15 protein-coding genes and 2 pseudogenes are annotated in these 19,159 nt (G+C 72.0%); 11 read left to right on the forward strand and 6 right to left on the reverse strand.

Annotated elements, in window-relative coordinates; translation table 11 throughout:
- Positions 1-135: 135 nt before the first annotated feature.
- From ACFWBD_RS09705 to ACFWBD_RS09750, 10 genes and pseudogenes are all read left to right on the forward strand, one after another.
- A complete protein-coding gene (locus tag ACFWBD_RS09705; RefSeq protein WP_385665099.1) occupies positions 136-1,746 on the forward strand; it encodes a pyridoxal phosphate-dependent aminotransferase in 1,611 nt (536 codons plus the stop codon).
- Entirely contained in the window at positions 1,743-2,546 is an 804-nt protein-coding gene (locus ACFWBD_RS09710; protein WP_385665102.1) for a BtpA/SgcQ family protein, read from the forward strand. The genes ACFWBD_RS09705 and ACFWBD_RS09710 overlap by 4 nt, the downstream gene beginning before the upstream one ends.
- A gap of 68 nt (positions 2,547-2,614) precedes the next feature.
- Positions 2,615-3,688 carry an SIS domain-containing protein gene (locus tag ACFWBD_RS09715; RefSeq protein ID WP_385665105.1) on the forward strand — a complete coding sequence of 358 codons (1,074 nt, stop codon included), beginning with the start codon at positions 2,615-2,617 and terminating at the stop codon, positions 3,686-3,688.
- A gap of 56 nt (positions 3,689-3,744) precedes the next feature.
- On the forward strand, positions 3,745-4,455 hold the full coding sequence (locus ACFWBD_RS09720; protein ID WP_108999175.1) for a cupin domain-containing protein: 711 nt from the start codon (positions 3,745-3,747) through the stop codon (positions 4,453-4,455).
- A 190-nt stretch (positions 4,456-4,645) separates the two neighbouring features.
- A complete protein-coding gene (locus ACFWBD_RS09725; protein ID WP_385665107.1) occupies positions 4,646-6,010 on the forward strand; it encodes an aldehyde dehydrogenase family protein in 1,365 nt (454 codons plus the stop codon).
- Positions 6,011-6,068: 58 nt separating this feature from the next.
- Positions 6,069-6,422: a phosphopantetheine-binding protein gene (locus ACFWBD_RS09730; protein WP_385665110.1), complete on the forward strand. Its 354-nt coding sequence runs from the start codon at positions 6,069-6,071 to the stop codon at positions 6,420-6,422.
- Positions 6,409-7,356: an LLM class flavin-dependent oxidoreductase gene (locus tag ACFWBD_RS09735; RefSeq protein ID WP_385665112.1), complete on the forward strand. Its 948-nt coding sequence runs from the start codon at positions 6,409-6,411 to the stop codon at positions 7,354-7,356. Before ACFWBD_RS09730 ends, ACFWBD_RS09735 begins: the two co-directional genes overlap by 14 nt.
- Before the next feature lie 318 nt (positions 7,357-7,674).
- On the forward strand, positions 7,675-8,898 hold the full coding sequence (locus tag ACFWBD_RS09740) for an MFS transporter (RefSeq protein WP_385665115.1): 1,224 nt from the start codon (positions 7,675-7,677) through the stop codon (positions 8,896-8,898).
- Between the two features lie 235 nt (positions 8,899-9,133).
- A complete protein-coding gene (gene ileS, locus ACFWBD_RS09745) occupies positions 9,134-12,262 on the forward strand; it encodes an isoleucine--tRNA ligase (protein WP_385665118.1) in 3,129 nt (1,042 codons plus the stop codon).
- A 124-nt stretch (positions 12,263-12,386) separates the two neighbouring features.
- Positions 12,387-12,545 (forward strand): annotated as a pseudogene (locus ACFWBD_RS09750) (IS701 family transposase); the annotation flags it as partial.
- A gap of 140 nt (positions 12,546-12,685) precedes the next feature.
- Here ACFWBD_RS09750 and ACFWBD_RS09755 read toward each other — a convergent pair.
- The 3 genes from ACFWBD_RS09755 to ACFWBD_RS09765 form a co-directional block, all read right to left on the reverse strand.
- Positions 12,686-13,438 (reverse strand): anti-sigma factor domain-containing protein, encoded by a 753-nt coding sequence (locus ACFWBD_RS09755; RefSeq protein WP_385665121.1) that lies wholly within the window; start codon positions 13,436-13,438, stop codon positions 12,686-12,688.
- A complete protein-coding gene (locus ACFWBD_RS09760) occupies positions 13,435-14,019 on the reverse strand; it encodes a sigma-70 family RNA polymerase sigma factor (protein ID WP_385665124.1) in 585 nt (194 codons plus the stop codon). Before ACFWBD_RS09760 ends, ACFWBD_RS09755 begins: the two co-directional genes overlap by 4 nt.
- A gap of 173 nt (positions 14,020-14,192) precedes the next feature.
- Positions 14,193-14,786 carry a sigma-70 family RNA polymerase sigma factor gene (locus ACFWBD_RS09765; protein WP_385665127.1) on the reverse strand — a complete coding sequence of 198 codons (594 nt, stop codon included), beginning with the start codon at positions 14,784-14,786 and terminating at the stop codon, positions 14,193-14,195.
- A 139-nt stretch (positions 14,787-14,925) separates the two neighbouring features.
- On the opposite strand from ACFWBD_RS09765, the gene ACFWBD_RS09770 reads away from it, so the two are divergent.
- Complete coding sequence (locus ACFWBD_RS09770) at positions 14,926-15,891, forward strand: MerR family transcriptional regulator (protein ID WP_385665130.1); 966 nt, start codon at positions 14,926-14,928, stop codon at positions 15,889-15,891.
- Between the two features lie 42 nt (positions 15,892-15,933).
- On the opposite strand, the pseudogene ACFWBD_RS09775 reads toward ACFWBD_RS09770, so the two are convergent.
- The 3 genes and pseudogenes from ACFWBD_RS09775 to ACFWBD_RS09785 form a co-directional block, all read right to left on the reverse strand.
- A pseudogene (locus ACFWBD_RS09775) lies at positions 15,934-16,072 on the reverse strand (type 1 glutamine amidotransferase domain-containing protein); the annotation flags it as partial.
- A 15-nt stretch (positions 16,073-16,087) separates the two neighbouring features.
- Entirely contained in the window at positions 16,088-17,461 is a 1,374-nt protein-coding gene (locus tag ACFWBD_RS09780) for a cryptochrome/photolyase family protein (RefSeq protein ID WP_385665132.1), read from the reverse strand.
- 96 nt (positions 17,462-17,557) lie between these two features.
- Entirely contained in the window at positions 17,558-19,075 is a 1,518-nt protein-coding gene (locus ACFWBD_RS09785; RefSeq protein ID WP_385665135.1) for an SDR family oxidoreductase, read from the reverse strand.
- Positions 19,076-19,159 lie beyond the last annotated feature (84 nt).

Raw genomic sequence — 19,159 nt, forward strand, 5'->3', positions numbered from 1 at the left:
CCACCTCTGCCCTCCCCGGTGCCACGGCGTCCCCACGCCCCCGTGACGGGCGGCACCACGCGCCACGGCCTGGTCCGAGGCACCCGCCCGGACCAGCCCGGTCCCCTCCCTCCAGCCCCCTCCTGCGAGAAGCCGATGACACTCTTCGACTCCCTTCCGACCCCGCGCCCCGCGCACGCGTCACCGGACGCCCTTGTGCTGTCCCAGCGCGCACCGCAGCCCGCGGGACTGTCCGACACGTTCGTCACCCGTGTCGACGAGCGAATGCTCGACGTCTTCGCCCGAGCCCGTCGGCCCGACGACCCGCTCGAACTGCGCGACCTGTGGCTGGGCCGCGTGGAGCACGAACTGGGACCCCACGCACACCACCCGGAGCTCGCCGAGCACTGGCGGGACAGCCGCCGCCTGCGCCTGGTCGAACCGGAACAGGTGCTGAAGTCCCGGGCGACCGTCCGGTTCGTCAAGGAACTGTTCAACTGGTACTTCCGCGACGACCTGTATGGCGGTCTCCGGGACGACGCGCGGTACATCCTCTCCGGGGGAGCGGTGGACGAGGAACGGTGGGGACTGCCGCAGAGCCTGAAGGAGTGCATCCGCTACGCCCTGGACCGCGACTGGTACGGCTACTCCGACTCGCGCGGGCGCTACCCGGCACGCGAGGCGATCGCCGCCTACGAGAGCGCCCGGCTCGACGGCGTGCACTACGGGCCCGAACACGTCGCCATGACCATGGGCGGGACCTTCGCCGTGAGCACGCTCGCGGACTTCGTGCTGCACGACATCTCCCCGTCCGCCGCACCGGCGCTGTGCGCGATACCCAACTACCCGCCTCTGGTCGAGACGATCGCCCGCCGGCACGACATCCAGCTGGTCCCCCTGGACAGCGGGCACGGACAGACCTCGATCGAGCCGCTCATTGCGGCGCTCACCCCCGACACCCCCCTGGTGCTGCTGCAGACCGTGGGCAACCCCACCGGGGCGGCCGTCACGGAGGAAGGCCTCGCCCGGCTCGTCGAAGCGGCCTCCCCCTCCACCGTCATCGTCCTGGACGAGTGCCACGAGTGGCTGGGGGAGTACGAGAAGCGCTCCGCCGCGCGCGGCGCGCCCAACGTCGTCCGCGTCTCCAGCCTCTCCAAGACCTGGTCGGCTCCCGGGCTCAAGGCGGGCTGGTTCCTCGCCGACCCCGCCTTCATCGCCGAGTACTACGAGTACGCCTCCTCCTCCTTCGGAGGGCCGCCCTCGTTCTTCTACACGGTCGTCGAAGTCCTGGCCCGTATGGAGCGCTGGCTGATCACCGGCGTCGAGGAGCCCGGACCCGACGAGCTGAAGGAGTTCGAGACGTCCTACGGACTCGACCTGGAGCGGCTGCGCCACGCCTACCGCACCTACCGGACGGACCGGCGGAGACGGGTCGAGGAACTGACCGTGCTGCGCGACGCGGCGACCGTCCGTCTGGCGCAGACCCCCGCACAGGTGCTGACACCGCGCTTCTCCATCAACACAGCCGTGGAACTCCCCGGCTGGGACGACTCCTACCGGTGCTTCCGCGACGTCCTGCGGGAGACGGGCGTCTCCCTCTTCCCCGGCATCCTCACCTTCTGCTTCTCCGGCGCCGTCATGCGGATCACCACCGCCCGTCCCTGGGAGCAGCTCGCGCCCGCCCTGGACCGGCTGGGCGCCCATCTCGTGGCAGGGACGGCCCCGGTGGAGGCCTCCCCGCGCGGCGGAGAGCGAGGCGTCGCATGAGTGCCTGGGTCGAACCGGGCGGCAGTCACAAGCTGATTCTCGGCATGGTGCACCTGGCGCCCCTGCCCGGCACCCCCTTCCACCGGCCCGACACCTTCCCCGAGATCCTCGACACGGCGGTGGCGTCCGCGCGGGCCCTGTACGAGGGCGGCGCGGACGGCTGCCTCATCCAGACGGTCGACCGTGTCTACAGCGTCGCCGACGAGTCCGATCCGGCCCGCACCACCGCGATGGGCCTGATCGTGCGCGCGGCCGTCGAGGCGACCGGCGAGGACTTCCGCGTCGGCGTCCAGCTGATGCGCAACGCCACCAAGTCGTCCCTGGCCGTGGCGAAGGTGGCCGGCGGCGACTACGTACGTGCCGGCGCCCTGGTGGGACAGACCCTCACCGCCCACGGCATGGTGCGGGCCGACCCGCTGGAGGTGATGAGCTACCGCCGGTCGATCGACGCGGAGACCGTCGGCATAGTGGCGGAGATCGACTCCATGCACTTCAAGTGGTTCGGGGGAGAGGCGACCACCGCGCAGGTGGCCCGCGCGGCCCGTACCGTCGGCGCGGACGCCGTGTCGCTGTCGCATCCCGACGAGCGCACGGCGCTGGACATGATCGCCTCCGTCCGCGACGCTGTTCCCCAGCTGCCCATCGTCCTGGCCGGACACACCGACCACGACAACGCGGCCCGCATGCTGGCCGCCGCGGACGGTGCGTTCGTGGGAACGTGCCTGGAGAGCGGCGGCTGGGGCGGCAAGGTCGACGTCGACCGCGTGCGCCGCTACGTCGACATCGTCAGGGGGTCCTGACGATGACGCCCACCCGCGGCGAACCGGCTTCCGCGCCGGCGGAACAGCCCACGATACGACCGGAAGTGATGCTGCGTCAGGTGTCGCGTCTCGCCGACGACCTGCGGGCCCACACCGGTTCCTTCGACGAACAGGTGCGGGCGCTGCCGGGGACCGTAGGCCTGGCGGACATCGAGTCGGTGGTCGTCGTCGGCGACGGCGACAGCGACCACGCCGCCAGGGCGGTCGAGATGGCGTTCCGGTCCGTCGCCGGTGTGGACTGCCGGCCGGTGAGCGCGCTGCCCTTCACCCACTACCGGCAGCCGTCCGCCGTCCCCCCGCCCGCCCGCGTGCTCACCATCGCGGTCTCCGCCTCGGGCCGCACCCCGCTCGTCATCCGCGCGGCGGAACAGACACGAGCTGCCGGAGGCGTGACCGTCGCCCTCACCGGAGGAGCACGGAGCCCGCTCGCCCGGACCGCGGACGCCACCGTCCTGCTCGCGCTGCCCGACCAGGAACCGTCCCCGGGCGTCCGCACCTACCAGGCCAGTCTCCTGGGAGCCCTGCTGCTCGCGACAGCGCTGGGGCAGGCACGCGGACACCTGGACCGTACGGACGCCGACACCGTGCGGGGCGAACTCGGCGCGCTGGCCGACGCGGTCGAAGCCACCGTGGACGACCTCACCGTGCGGACCCGGCGGATCGCCGACCGCATCGCCGACGCGCCGGCGCTGGCCGTGCTCGGCAGCGGACCGTCCCACGGCACCGCCCTGTACAGCGCGGCCAAAGTGATCGAGACCTCCGCCGTCCTCGCCATCGGCCAGGACCTGGAGGAATGGTGCCACGTCGAACGGTTCGCCGGCCCTCCCGACCTGCCGACCTTCGTCCTCGCCCCGCCAGGCCGGTGCTCCGACCACGCCCGCCGCGTCGCGCGGCGCGCCACCGAGCTGGGACGGCGGGTCGTCGCCGTCGCTCCTGCGGACCGCCTCGACGGTTTTGGGACCTGGGCCGAGCTCCCTGTCCACGGGCAGGTGCGCGAGGAGTTCTCCCCGCTGCTCTACCACCTGTTCGCCGCCCCCCTCGCCTGTCACCTCGCCCAGCTCCTGAACCGGATCCCGTTCGCCGCCGGCCGGCCGGACACGACCCGCGGCACCGCTCCCTGACCTCCCTTCCCCGAGCCCTTACCGAACACCCCCACGAGCACGAAGGAAGAAGAACCATGACCGAGACAACACACGCCCTGCCCGTCGACGAGACCCTGGAAGTCCTGAGCCGGGAGCTGCACAGCCTCGATCCGGCCGAACGCGAGGCCAAGGCGGTGCAGCTGCTGTCGGTCCTCGGCCGTGCGAAGGCCACGGAGACCGCCGCCCTCCGGCCCCGCGAAGAGCCCGGAGACACCCGCAGGGCACCCCTGCTGATCTGCGACTGGGCCACCGATCTCGGCCTGGACGGCACGACCCAGCAGCTCGGCATCAACCTCGCCCCCGGCCCCACCCGGGTGTCGAAGACCGCCGACGCCACGGGACACTCGCTGCTCTCCAGCGGCCACGTCGGCGCCGACATCCTGCACGTGCCCGCCGGCAGCGGCTTCGCCCCGCACACCCACCCCGGGGACCACCTGCTGTTCGTCCTGGCGGGCACCGGCACCATCTCCGTCGCCGGAGAGATCGTGCCGACGCGTCCCGGACAGGTCTACATGGTGGAAGGCGCCGTCACCCACGCGGTGGGCGCGGTGACCGACCACATGATCCTCTCCGTGGGCGCACCGCACCGTCACCTGGACAGCCCCGAACGGCAGGAACTCACCGCCTACAGCGCGCTTCTGGGCGATCTCGGCCAGATCACCTGCCGTCTCTGCGACATCCAGGGCTCCAGCGGCGAGGAGCTCACGGCGAAGGGCTGCCCGCACTCCCCGCATCGGTTCGGGTGACCGCCGCGTCCCGCTGACGCCCGTCCGGCAACACCACCGAGGGCCGTGGCACCCGACCGGCACCGTCGGTTGCCACGGCCCCGCCGGCCCCGCACACCACTCGTGACGACCTCCCACGACTCAAGCTGCGCAGCGCGACAGTCGCCTGCCACGTTCCTCCCGACCGAAACGACCAGAATCAGGGCCAACGATGTCGCAGAACGCACTCACCCAGCACCTGACCGACCCGCGCACCGGCCAGGAGCGGTTGTCCGTCACCGTCGGCCGCGCGGCCGACACCCGCGCGGCCGTGGCCGCCGCCCGCGGCGCCCAGCCCGCCTGGGCCCGCCTCACCCCGCGGGAGCGGGCACGACGCCTCCTGAGGTTCGCGGACCTCATCGAGGAGCATTCCGCCTCGTACGTCCTGGCCGAGCAGGCCGGCACGGGGAAACCCGCCGCCGAAGCACAGGGCGAGGTCGAGAACTGCGCCGACCTGCTCCGGTTCTACGCCGGCGCCCAGCGCGCCGACACCGCACCCGCGGCCGGCCGGCGCATCAGCGACCGGGAGAGCTGGGTGCGGTGGGAACCCATCGGCGTCGTCGCGGCGATCGTGCCCTGGAACTACCCGCTCATGATGGCCGCCTGGCGCATCGCCCCGGCACTGGCCGCCGGCAACACCGTCGTCCTCAAACCCGCCCTGACCACTCCGGACACCGCTCTGCTGCTCGCCCGGGACGCGGCCAGCACCCTCGGCCCCGACGTACTGGTGACCGTGCCGGGCGACCGCGACACCGGGCGGCTGCTGGTCGCCGAGGACGTCGACGCGGTGGCCTTCACCGGCAGCGAGGCGGGCGGCCAGGACGTCGTCACCCGGGCGGCACTGCGCCGGGTCAGTCTGGAATTGGGCGGCAACTGCCCCGTCCTGGTGCTCCCGGACGCGCCCGCGGACACCTACGAGGCGCTGGTACGGGCCGTCACGTACAACGCCGGTCAGAGCTGCGCCGCCCCGGCGCGGGTGATCACCCTGCGGGAGAACTACGACCGCGTCGTCGACGGCCTGGCCAAGGCGATGGGCGACCGCCGTGCCGGAGTCGACTTCGGACCGCTCAACAACGCCGACCAGGCGGCACGTCACGACCGCATCATCGCCAGCAGCGCGGCGGGCGTCGAGCACGTCGCCGGCATCGCGCCGCAGCCGGGACAGGAGAACGGCTACTGGCGGCCCGGCCGCGTCCTCGCGGATCTGGCGCCCGACGACCCGGCCGTGCTGGAGGAGGTGTTCGGCCCCGTGCTGACGGTCCAGGCGGCGGACGACGTGGACGAGGCCGTGGCACTGGCCAACTCCGTACGGCAGGCACTCGCCGCGAGCGTCTGGGGATCCGACACGGCCACCGTGCTGACCGTGGCCGACGGGCTGAACGCCGGCGAGGTCTGGGTCAACTGCCACCTGGACCAGAGTCCCGAACTGCCCCACGGCGGCCGGGGCAACTCGGGGCACGGCACGGACATGAGCGTCCTCGCCCTCACCGAATACCAGCGCCCCAAGACCGTCACCGTGCGTCTCGACACGCACTGACCGACAGGACGGCACGCCGCCTCCCGCGGCGCCCGCGCCGATGAAGGAGAAGAGGAACATGAGCACTGCGCCGGCCGGCCGAACCGGTGACATCCTGAGCGCGACCGTACGTGATCTCGTCGCCCGGCAGCTGCCCGGCGACGCCGGCGACGGGCTGAGTCCGGACCTTCCGCTGCGCGCTGCCGGGCTCGACTCGCTGCGCACGGTCGCGACGCTGGTGGCGATCGAGGACGAGTTCGGGCTCCAGCTCCCGGACGAGCTGATCACCCCTGAGACCTTTCACAGCCTGCGGACACTGACCGCCGCTCTCACGTCGGTGGCGGGCACGGAGCCGGTGGCAGGCACGAAGTCGGTGACAGGCACGGAAGAGGGCACGGCACACGATGCGGGGGCAGCCGATGCCGCCGCCTGAGCCGGCACTGAGGTTCGGCGTCCACTCCGGGCAGCAGTACGAGAGCTACGGCGAGATACTGGCGTTGTGGCGCCGCGCCGAGGAACTCGGCTACGACTGGTGCTCGGTCTTCGACCACCTGCGCCCGCCCATGGGTGGACCGGACGGACCGTGTTTCGAGGGCACCACCCTGCTCTCCGCGCTCGCCGCGCACACCACTCGGATCCGCAGCGCGTTGATGGTCGCGCCGGTGGCGTGGCGTCATCCGGCGATGTTGGCCGCGCTCGCCGCGACCATCGACCACGTCAGCGGCGGACGAGTGGAACTGGGCATCGGGGTCGGCGGTGCCGATCTGGCGCACGAGCAGTACGGCTTCGGGCTGCCTCCCCGCGCCGAGCGACTGGACATGCTGGAGGAGACCGCCGCCGTCCTGCGGGGCCTGTGGTCGGGCGAGCGGTTCTCCTACACCGGCAAACACGTCCGGATCACTGACGGCTACCTCCGGCCCGCGCCGGTGCAGTCCCGGTTGCCGCTGGTCGTCGGCGGCGCCGGCGACCCCGTGCTGCGCGTTGCCGCACGGCACGGCGACGTGTGGAACAGCCTGCTCGCGGACCCGGTCCCGTACCGCGAGCGCATGGACCGACTGGACCGGGAGTGCGAACGGGCCGGCCGTGACCCGGCGGAGGTCCGCCGTTCGATGACCTTCCGTGCCCTGCTCGTCGACGACCCGGCGGACCTGCCCGGCAAACTCGACCGTCTGCGCGCCGTCTTTCCGCCCGGCTCACCGGTCTGGCCGGAATACCTCGTCTTCGGCACCCCGGAACAGTGTGTCGAAGCGCTGCTGCCCTACCGCGAACTGGGTGTCACAGACTTCGTGCTCGGTGTGCGGCCCCCGGTGGACTGGGACAGTGTCACGCTCTTCGCCGAGTCCGTCGTCCCGCACCTGCGGCCATGAATCCGCGAGCTCCGAGCGGCGCCGGGCGAGAAAGGGAAATCCGGGTGAGCAACTGACGTCCACCGATTCCGGATCGGAGCTGTCGACTTCGCTCTGCGCATACGCGTGGGCGTGTCAGGCGACGGTGAGCCCTTCGCCGCCTGGCGGCAACGCCGGGAATGGGCTCCCGTCGCCCTGCCCGGTGTGGAGGAGGACCGGGGTCAGGTCGCGGTTGATTGCTGAACCGGCCCTTTGTTCCGGACCAGTTACTGACACGCCTTCTCGGTAGGTGCGCAGCGATTCCTGAGCAGTTCCGCCACCTCCTCTACGGTGCCCCGTGTGCTGAAACAAATGATCCCCGAACCGGGGCCGGGGCGCGTACTGGCCCTGGCGACACTGCTGTTGACGATGGGTCAGGGAGCGTTCATGACGTGCTCGGCCCTGTACTTCACCACGGTCGCGGGGCTGTCGGTCACCGAGTGGGGAACCGGTCTGACCATCGCTGCGGGAGTCGGTTTGTTCGCCGGAGTCCCCCTGGGACACCTGGCGGACCGAAAGGGAGCACGCGGTACGACCGCTCTCCTTCTCGCCCTCAACGGCGTTGCCGCCGCAGGCTACCTCCTGGTGGACTCCTTCACGCAGTTCGTTCTGGTCGCCAGCGCTTTCATCGTCATGGAACGGGGGAGCAGGTCAGCCCTCCAGGCGGCCGTGGCAGGGACGTTGAACGGTGACGAACTCGTGGCCACGCGGGCGTATCTGCGGTCCATCACGAACGCGGGAGTGGCCGTCGGGGCCGCACTCGCCAGTGTGTCCCTGCACTCGGGGTCCGCGCCGGCCCTGCGCGCCGTGGTGGTGCTGGACGCCTTGTCCTTCCTGGCGTCGGCGATGGTGCTGACCGCGCTGCCTCCCGTGCCGCCGACGCCTGCGGCCGGCAGCGGGCACAGACTGTCGGTGCTGAGAGACCGCCCCTTCGCGGTGGTGACCGCGCTCAGCGCGGTACTGTCCGTCCACGCGGTGTTGCTGGAAGTGGTGCTCCCTTTGTGGATCGCACGTCATACGAGTGCGCCGCGCTGGATGGTGACCGTCCTGTTCCTGATCAACACCGCGTGTGTGGTGGTGTTCCAGGTGCGCATCGCCAAAGGCGTACCGGACGTGCCTCGCGCGGTGCGCGTCGTGAAACTGGCCGGATGGGCACTGGCTGCGTCCTGCCTCCTCTTCGCGGCGTCCTCCGCGCACGCCGTGCTGCTCTCGGTGATGTTCCTCGTGGGGGCCGCAGCACTGCACGTCTATGGGGAGATGGTCTTCTCCGCCGCGGCGTGGACCATCGGCTTCAGCCTCGCCCCGCCTCATCGGCAGGGTCAGTACCAGGGTTTCTTCTTCACCGGTTATGCACTGGCCGTCATGGTCGCGCCCGCCCTCCTGACCACCACCGTGATCGAGGGCGGTGTGATCGGCTGGCTGGTGCCGGCGGTCCTCTTCGCCGCGGCCGGCCTCGCCCTCGGGCCGGTGACCGCCTGGGCCGCACGCAACCGTCCCGCAGACCTCCTGACCGCCGGCGGCTGACGCGTCCGGAGCGGAGGAGCCGGGCACGGAACAGCACGCCCCGAAGCGGTCACCACCGACCCGACCCCACGAGCCGTGGTCGGACAAGGCCGCTGCGCGGTAACCGAAAGACAATCGTCGGCTCGTGCAGCGCCGGGGCGGGAGGGCCTCAAGCAGTTACCGGATACAAGCCGGATGCTGCATAGGGTCCGGGACAGTCCGTGATGATGACTGATATCTGCGAGGTTGACGACTGATGTCCTTTCCGATGGACGGAGCCGACGGTATACCTGCCAGGCCTCACTTCCCCGACATCGAGGCCGAAGTTCTCCGGTACTGGGAAGAGAACGGCATCTTCCACGAGGTGATGCGGTCGCGGGCGGACACGGGCAAGGAGTTCGTCTTCTACGACGGGCCGCCGTTCGCCAACGGCCTGCCGCATTACGGACACCTGCTCGCCGGTTACGCCAAGGATGTCGTCCCCCGCTACCGCACCATGCGGGGTCAGCATGTCAAGCGGCGTTTCGGCTGGACCTCCCATGGCCTGCCCGCCGAACTCGACGCGGAGAAGAAACTCGGCATCACCACGAAGTCGGACATCGAAAGCATCGGCGTCGCCGAGTTCAACGAGGTGTGCCGCACGACAGTGATGCGGTACACGCAGGAGTGGCGGAACTACGTCAACCGTCAGGCTCGATGGGTGGATTTCGACGACGCGGTGAAGACCCATGACGTGAACTACATGGAGAGCGTCCTTTGGGCGTTCAAGTCGTTGTGGGAAAAGGGGCTGATCTACCAGGGACATGCGGTGTCCTGGTACTGCACTCACTGTGAGACACCTCTGGCGCACACGGAAAGCACCGGCCGTCTGGACGGAACCGACACACACCGGAAGGTGCGGGGCACGTTGGCGCTGGTGGGCGTGCCGCTCAGCGACGGTGCCGTTCTGCTGCTGGAAACCGAGACACCGTGGGCGCTGCCCGCATCGACTGCGGTAGCGGTACATCCGGACGCGGAATACGTGGTCGTCGCCGGTGCACCGGACATCCCGGGACTGGCCGGACGGCGTGTGATGCTCGCGGCCGACCGGCTGGCCGCCTACGCGGACCTGACGGAGGCCGCCGTTGTCTCCACCTGCCGGGGCGCCGAACTGGCCGGCCTTAGCTACGCACCGCTGTTCGACGGTGTCCACGCCGCAGCACGGGGGACACGGCACGTCGTCCTGGCCGAACGGCATGTGCCGTGCGACACGGGCACCGGGGTCGTGGCCGTCACTCCTTGCTTCAACGAGCAGGACCATGCCGTCGCCGAGGCCGCCGGGATCGCCCGGCTGTACCCGGTCGACGCCCGCGGACGGTACACCGACGAGGTGCCGGTGTGCGCGGGAACACCGGTCCTCGAGTCGACCGGTGCCGTTCTCGAGGTGCTCAGGGAGAGCGGCAGGCTGGTACGCGAGGACTCCCACGAGCTGCCGCGACCACACTGCTGGCGATGCGAGACCCCTCTGCTGGAGCATGCGATCCCGTCGTGGTTCGTCGCCGTGACACGTCTGCGTGAGCGGATGCTGGAGCTCAACGAGGACATCGCCTGGACCCCCGAGCACATCCGTGACGGTCAGTTCGGCAACTGGCTGCGGAACGCGAAGGACTGGAACATCTCACGCAACCGCTACTGGGGTGCCCCGATACCGGTCTGGATGTCCGACGACCCTGCCTTCCCCCGGATCGACGTGTACGGCTCACTCGACGAACTGGAACGGGACTTCGGTATCCGGCCGGACGACCTGCACCGCCCTCACATCGACGCGCTGACTCGCCCCAACCCCGACGATCCATCCGGGCGGTCCCGGATGCGACGGGTGCCCGAAGTGCTGGACTGCTGGTTCGAAACCGGCTCCATGCCGTTCGCTCAATTGCACTATCCCTTTGAGAACGTCGACTGGTTCGACCAGAACTCTCCGGGCGACTTCGTGGTGGAGTACTACGCCCAGACCCGGGGCTGGTTCTACAACATGCACGTGCTCTCCACGGCACTGTTCGACCGTCCGGCGTTTACGCACGCCACCGTGCTGGGCGTCGTACTCGGCCTCGACGGGCAGGCGATGTCGAAAGCCAGCGGCAACTACCTGGACGTGAATGACGTTTTCGCCCGTGAGGGTTCGGACGCCATGCGGTGGTTCCTCATGAGTTCGCCCCTGCTGCGTGGCCGTGACCTCGAGATAAGCGATGACGGCAGCCGGGACGCACTGCGGAACGTGCTCCTCCCGCTGTGGAACGCCTGGCACTTCCTGGACCTGCACACAGCCGGTGCCGCGGAGCCTGACGACTCACGAGCGTCGCACTTCCTCGACCGTTATCTGCTGGCACGCACGCGATCTCTGGTGAGCGCAGTGACCGACGCCATGGACACCCACAGCCTCTCGGGTGCCTGCTCACTTCTGCGGGAACACCTGGACGCGTTGACCAACTGGTACATCCGGTGCTCCCGGACACGGTTCGCCCACGGTGACAAGGGGGCCGTCGGCACGCTGCGCCACGTCCTGGAGGTGCTGTGCCGGCTCCTGGCACCGCTGCTGCCGCTGGTCACCGAGTACGTGTGGTGTGCCCTGACCGGTGGACGGTCGGTGCATCTGACCGACTGGCCGACATCCGCCGATCTCCCCGACGACCCCGAACTGGTGGCCAGGATCGACCGATTGCGGCAGATCACTTCTGCTGCCCTCAGCCATCGCCGGAGCAACGGCATACGGCTGCGTCAACCGCTGGCCCGCCTGGTGGTGGCCACTCCCGACGCACCGGACCTTTCGCCTTTCGCGACCGTGCTGCGTGACCAGGTCAATGTCAAGGACGTGGTCTTCACCACGGATGTCGCCGAACACGGGCAGATCCGCGTCACCGTGAACGCGCGTGCGGCCGGTCCCCGGCTCGGACGTGAAGTCCAGGAAGTGATCAAAGCGGCGAGCCGCGGTGAGTGGACCCGCACCGAGCGCGGAGAAATGGTGATCGCGGGCAAGCGGCTGGAACCGGGAGAGTACGAGGAACGGTTCGTGGCCGACGGCTCCGGTGCCGTCGCGCTGCCCGAGAATTCCGGCCTCATCGTGCTGGACACGCGCCTGGACGACGAACTGCTGGCCGAAGGGACGGTCCGCGATGCAGCGCGTGTGGTGCAGCAAGCCCGCCAGGCGGCTGGTCTGCTGGTCGGTGAGCGCATCGTCCTGACGATCGACGCCTGCGAGAAGCTGACGCCACGGCTGCGCCGGCATCTCGCACTACTGGCCGAGGAGACGCTGGCCGAAGAGGTGGTGTTCGGCGACGTCGCGGAGGGTGGTTTCGTCGGTTCCGTCGGGGACGGCTCCACCGTCCGGGTCCACGTATCCAGGACCTGAGCCGGTTGATCTCGGGTGCGTAGGAGGCGAGCGCCCGGCCGGAGCGGCGGCGCGACGGTGCGCCTGCTGCCACGCATCGTCCACGACCTCCAGGCCCTGCTGACACCGGCGCAGGCCGACGCCGACCCGGACCTACGACACCGTCGTCACCCGCTGGGCACTCGACCACCCCGTCCACGACCTGTTTCCCGGCCTGCCCCGGCAGAAATGGAAACGCCGGTCCTGCGGCGAGGGAGCACACGGCCGGCGGATCCACGACTGGGCCCGCGTCGAAGTCCGCCCTGGTCGACATGGCGCCGACGACGCCAGCACCAAGCCAGAGCCAGTCACCACAAACGACGCGGACACAGCCCTTGAAAACTGCCCAGCACTCAGAACGAACACCGTTGCAGTACCAGGCGCCGATCCGGGCGGCCGCCCGGATCAGGTGGGGAACGGCAGCAGTGCGACGGGCGGTGAGGTGGGCTCCTTCGAGCCGCCCGCCGGCTCGACCGTGATGCCCATCGCGGACGCGCCGTCCACCGTTCCCCGCAGGACCACCGCCTGGCTCGTGCGACGCGGGTCCATCAGCCCCGCGTCGCGCATGACGCCGTGCTCGTCGAACCACAGCTGGTAGACCTTGCCGCCCGGCGGCTCGGCCATCCCGGCGGCGAGGAACACGGCACGGTCGCGGCTCGCGGACACCACCACGGTCCCCTCGGCCCCGTCCGCCAGCCGGACCGTGCGCGAGCGGGCGTCGGGCGCGGCGAGCACCGCGGACAGTTCCGCGGACGCGCGCTCGGAGCGGCCGGCCTCGGCCCGGGCGTCCTCGGCGCGCTGGTACTGCCACACCGTCGTGCCGCCCAGCGCGGCCGTCGCCGCCAGGCAGGCGGCCAGCATCCAGCGGGACGCCCACCACGCCCTTCGTGCCCTGCGTCCGGAGCGGTCCCAGGGCGTCCGGGCCGGGGTGACCTGCCGGACCTCGGCGATCCGCCGCAGCACCTGGTCCCGCCCGCCGGGCGTCGGCCGCACCGACATCGCCAGCCCCAGCCGGGCGGCCGTCGCGGTGAACTCCGCGACCTCACGGGCACAGGCCTCGCAGTCCGCGAGGTGGCGTTCGAAGGCGGCGCGCTCGTCGTCCTCCAGGGCGTGCAGGGCGTACGCGCCCGACAGCGTGTGCAGATCCGAAGTGATCACACGCTCACCCCCAGGCAGTCGCGCAACCGGATCAGCCCGTCGCGCAGGCGGGTCTTCACCGTGCCGAGCGGCACCGCCAGCGCCTCGGCGACCTGCCGGTACGTCAGCCCCCGGTAGTAGGCTAGCTCCACCGCCTGCCGCTGGAGCTCGGTCAGCGTGCGCAGACAGCGCCGCACCTGCTCCCGTTCGAGCCGGGCCTCCACCTGCTCGATGACCTCGTCGTACTCGGGCGCGTGGTCGAGCAGGGCGGCCCGGTATTCGCGCGCCGCCGCGGCCTGCACCGACCGGACCCGGTCGACGGCCCGCTGGTGCGCCATGGTCAGCACCCAGTTGACGGCCGAGCCGCGCTCGGGGCGGTACCGGGGAGCCGAGCGCCACACCTCCACGAGCACCTCCTGGGCCACCTCCTCGGACTGCGCCCGGTCGCGCAGCACCGCGCGCACCACCCCCAGCACCGGCCCCGCGACGATGTCGTAGAGACCGGCGAAGGCCTCCTGGTCGCCCAGGGCCACCGCGCCCAGCAGTTCCTGGGGATCCGGCTGGGAGGCCGGGTTCCGGCCGATGTGGACGGCTTCTTTCACGGGGGGATCCTTCGGGAGTGCGGCAGGTCCGGACGTAATCCGGTGCACGAGGGGCGGGGGATTGGTCCGCGACCGCTGTTCCTGGGCGAACTCGAACGCAGCGTTTGTGCGTCGAATCTCGGTTCGCCCAGGGAACGCGCGTGCGGAAGGGGGGCCTCGGCCGTACGGGGGCCTCAGCCGTACGGCCCGGACTCCAGACGGCCGCGCAACCGCAGCAGGCCGCGCCGGGCATGGCTCTTGACCGTGCCCAGCGGCCAGCCCGTGCGCTCGGCGATCTGCGTCTGCGTCAGATCCTCGTAGAAGGTCAGCCGCAGCACCTGCCGCTGGGGGGCCGGGAGCCGGGCGAGCTCGCCGCGCACCAGCACGCGGTCGAGGGCCTCCTCGGGACGGCCGCGGCCGGGGTCGCGCAGGGTCAGCCAGGAGCCGGCCGAGGCGACGAGTTCCTGGCGGCGGGTCCGGGCGGCCAGCGCGTCGGCGATCTTGCGCCGGGTGATGCCCACGATCCAGCCGCCGAGCGCGCCCCGCTCGGGCCGGTAGCCGGCGCGACCGCTCCACACCCCGAGGAACACCTGCTGGGTGACGTCCTCGGCCTCCCTGGTGTCGCCCAGGGAACGCCGGGCGAGCGTGTGCACCAGGGTGCGCCAGCGGTGGTACACGGCGGCCAGGGACTCCTCGTCCCCCGACGCCAGGCCCCGGGCGAGTTCCTCGTCGGCGAGCGACTCCTCGGTCGGGACGGGACAGGGTACGACGGTCGGCTGCGGGCTCATGACGACGGCTCCTCGCGTCGGGCGGCCTGCGCTCAGGCCGCTCCGGGACGTCCTCCGGGGCGTGCCCCGGTGACCTCATCCTGCGAGCCGCGCGCCAGGCGCCTCAACATGCGTCGTTTCTGCGTCGTATCGTCGCCCTATGAGCCCATTCCCGAGCCCCGACGACGCCGGCCTGACGACCGGGGCGCTGGCCCGCCGACTGGGCGTGGCCCCCACCACCCTGCGTTCCTGGGACCGCAGGTACGGCATCGGGCCCGCCGTCCGCGCCGACGGACGGCACCGGCGCTGGCGGCCGGGCGACGTGGCCGTACTGGAGAGGATGTGCCGGCTCACCTCGTCCGGTGTGCCGCCCGCGGACGCGGCCCGAGCGGCGAAGGCGGGGGTGCTCCCGCCGTCCGCCGAGGCGGTGGGCGCGGCCGCCGAACGGCCGGCCGCGGCCGGCGCCCTCCCGTTCGGCGGCGACGTCCGCCAGGAGTGCAGGGGGCTGGCCCGCGCCGCCGTACGGCTCGACGCGCCGGCCGTCGCGGAGCAGCTCACCACGGCCGTCGAACGGCACGGACTCACCGTCGCCTGGCAGGAGGTGATGGTCCCGACGCTGCACGCCGTGGGACGCAAGTGGGCCTCGTCCGGCGACCGGTACGTCGAGGTGGAGCACCTGCTGTCCTGGCATGTCTCCACCGCCCTGCGCCGCGCCACCCGCGCTGTCGTGTCGGAGGACGCGGCGGGCGGTCCCGGGCCGGTGGTGCTGGCCTGTGTGCCGGGCGAGCAGCACAGCCTGCCGCTGGAGGCGCTGAACGCGGGGCTCGGTCAACTCGACGTCCCCGCCCGGATGTTCGGGGCGGCCGTGCCCGTCGAGGCGCTGACCGCGGCCGTGCGGCGACTGGGTCCGGTCGCTGTGGTCCTGTGGGCCCAGGCCCGCTCCACCGCGAGCCTGCCCCTCGCCCGGCACATCGCCGAGACCCGCTGGGGCGTCACCGGAGCCCGCCGGGCCCCGACCGTGATGCTCGCCGGGCCCGGCTGGGCCGGCCGGCCCACCCCGGGCCTGCCCCGCCCGACCGGCCTGAGCGACGCCCTGACGATTCTGGCCGGGGCCTGCGCCGGCTGACGAGCCACGTCCGCCCGTGGCCGAGCGGGTCAGCCCAGGTGCTTCGAGCAGCTCGGTGGCGAGCGGGGCGAGGAGCGGGGTTCTGGCCGGTGACCAGGTTGCGGTCCACCGCCACGTGCGGCGCCCACGGCTCACCGGCCCGAACCTCGACCCCCGCCTCGGTCAGCCGGTCCTGGAGCAGTCACCTGACGGGTGCTCAGGAGCGTTCCCTGGCACGCCTGAAGCGGGCGAGTCCCTCGGAGAGCTCGACGATCGGATCCGGGTAGTCGAGCGCCGCCCGGTCCGGGCCCGGCAGCTTCCACGGCTCGTGCACCGCGGGCGCCGCCACGCCCTCGAGCTCCGGCAGCCAGCGCCGTACGTACGACCCGTCGGGGTCGTACCGCTTCGCCTGGGTGACGGGGTTGAGGACCCGGTTGGGCCGTGAGTCGGTGCCGGTGCCCGCCATCCACTGCCAGTTGAGCTGGTTGTTGGCCACGTCCCCGTCGACCAGCAGGTCCAGGAAGTGCCGGGCGCCGACGCGCCAGTCGACGTACAGCGTCTTGGTGAGGAAGCTCGCGGTGAGCAGCCGGCCCCGGTTGTGCATCCACCCCTCGTGGCGCAGCTGCCGCATCGCCGCGTCCACCACCGGATAGCCGGTACGGCCGTCCCGCCAGGCCTCGACGTCCTCGCCCGCCGTCCGCTCCGAACGCCAGCGGTCGTGCTTGGTGCGGTAGTCGGCGCTCGCCGCGGCGGGCCGGGCCGCCAGTACCTGACGGTGGAAGTCGCGCCAGGCCAGCTGCCGCACGAACGCCTCGGCTCCCGGCCCGCCTTCGCGGCGCGCCCGGTGGACGAGTTCCACCGGGGACAGGGTGCCGAAGTGCAGATGCGGCGAGAACCGGGAGGTCGCGTCGCCCGCCAGGTCGTCGTGCCGGTCCTCGTAGGCGCCGATGCCCGACCGCAGCCAGGCGGCGGCCCGCTCGCGGCCCTCCTTCTCGCCCCCCTCGGCCAGCCCCGGCGACAGTCCCGGCAGTCCCTTCCGGGTGGGCGGCTCCTCCGAGCCGACCCCGTCCGGCACCCGCACGGCCCGCGGCGCGTCGAGCGGCTCGCGCAGCCGCCACTGCGACCAGTGCCGGAAGTACGGGGTGAAGACGGCGAAGTGGTCCGAGGAGGCCGGGGTCACCGCACCGGGGCCGACGGCGGTCGTCACCGCGTCGTGCACATGCAGCCGTACGCCCTCCGCCTCCAGGGCGCGGCGCAGCCGTTCCTCGCGACGCCGCGCGTGCGCGCTCCCGTCGGCGGCCAGATGGACCTCGTCCGCGTCCGCCTCGGCGGCCACCCGGCACACCTGCTCGACCAGGTCGCCCGAGCGCACGACGAGCCGGCCGCCCCGCTCGCGCAGCCCCGCGTCGAGATCGCGCAGACAGTCGGCGAGGAACGCCAGCCGGTTCGGCGCGGCGAACCCGGCGGCGTCCACGGCCCGGTCGCGCACGAACAGCGGGACCACCTGCCGCGCCCCGTCGAGGGCCGCGCGCAGCGGCGGGTGGTCGTGCAGACGCAGGTCGGCGGTGAACAGGACGACCGAGACGTTCATGGCAGGGCTCCGGGGCAGGGGTTCTGACGATCAACTGCTTCCGGGAAGCGGGGCTCGGCGGATGCAGGGGGCGGGCAGGTCTCCTCACACGGCCGCTCAGCGGACCTGCTCCCGCGCCCGCGCCGCCGCGTCCGCCACCGCCGCCTGGGCGATGTTGCGGGCCATGCCGCCGAACACGAGGGCGTGGAAGGGGGAGACGCTCCACCAGTAGGCGTGGCCGAGCAGCCCGTGCGGATGGAACAGGGCGCGCTGACGGAAACGGGTACGGCCACCGGTGTCCGTCTCCGCGTACATCTCCAGCCAGGCCAGGCCCGGCAGCCGCATCTCGGCCCGCAGCCGGAGCAGGTGTCCTGGCTCGATCTCCTCGACCCGCCAGAAGTCCAGCGAGTCGCCCACCCGCAACCGGGCGGCGTCCCGGCGGCCGCGGCGCAGCCCCACCCCGCCGACCAGCCGGTCGAGCCGGCCGCGGACGGCCCACGCGAGCGGGAAGGAGTACCAGCCGTTGTCGCCGCCGATGCCCTCGATCACCCGCCACAGGGACTCCCGAGGAGCGTCGACGGCCAGTTCGCGGCGGTCGGTGTAGAGGCTGCCGCCGGCCCAGCCGGGGTCGGTGGGCAGCGGGTCGCTGGGGGCGCCCGGGAAGGACGCGGAGGACCACCGGGTGGCGACCCGCGCCTCCCGCACGCTGCGCAGGGCGAGCCGGACCGCCTCGTCGAAGCCGAGCGGATGGCCGGGCGGGTCCGGCACGTACCGGGCGATGTCCCGCTCGTGGCAGACCACCTCGTGCCGCAGCGACTCGGTGAGCGGCCGCGCGATCGAGGCCGGCACCGGGGTCACCAGACCGACCCAGTGGCTGGACAGACCGGGGGTGAGCATCGGCACGGACAGGATGAGCCGGCGGGGCAGTTCGGCGATGACGGCGTAGCGGATCATCATCTCGCGGTACGTCAGGACGTCCGGCCCGCCGATGTCGAAGGCCCGGCTGACGTCGGCCGGCATCCCGGCGGAGCCGACGAGGGTGCGCAGCACGTCGCGGACGGCCACGGGCTGGATCCGGGTGTGCACCCAGCTCGGAGTGACCATCACCGGCAGCCGCTCGGTCAGATAGCGCAGCATCTCGAAGGAGACCGAGCCCGAGCCGATCACCACCGCGGCCCGCAGGACGGTGGTGGGCACGCCCGAGTGCAGCAGGATCCGCCCCACCTCGGCGCGGGAGCGCAGATGCGGCGAGAGCTCCCGCTCGGGCACCCCGGCCGGTGTGAGGCCGCCGAGGTAGACGACGCGGCGCACACCCGCCGCCCGCGCCTGCTCGCCGAAGATCCGTGCCGCCCGCCGGTCGGTCTCCTCGAAGTCGTCGCCACTGCCCAGCGCGTGCACCAGGTAGTACGCGACGTCGACGCCCTCCAGGGCCGCGGCGACCGACGCGGCGTTCGTGACGTCCCCGCGCACCCGTTCGACGTCGCCGGCCCACGGGTGGTCGCGCAGCCGGTCGGGGGAGCGGGCCAGGCAGCGCACCCGGTGGCCCGCCGCCAGCAGCTCCGGGACGAGCCGGCCGCCGATGTATCCCGTGGCGCCGGTCACCAGGCACAGTGTGCCGCTGCCGTCTGCGGTCATGAGTCCTCGCTCCTTCGCGTCGGTGGCTCTCTCGCAGATCGCTTCCACGCGCGGGAGGGCCGCGGATGCGTCCGGGGCTTGTGC

The organism is Streptomyces sp. NPDC060002, assembly GCF_042737245.1.
Classification (GTDB): Bacteria; Actinomycetota; Actinomycetes; order Streptomycetales; family Streptomycetaceae; genus Streptomyces.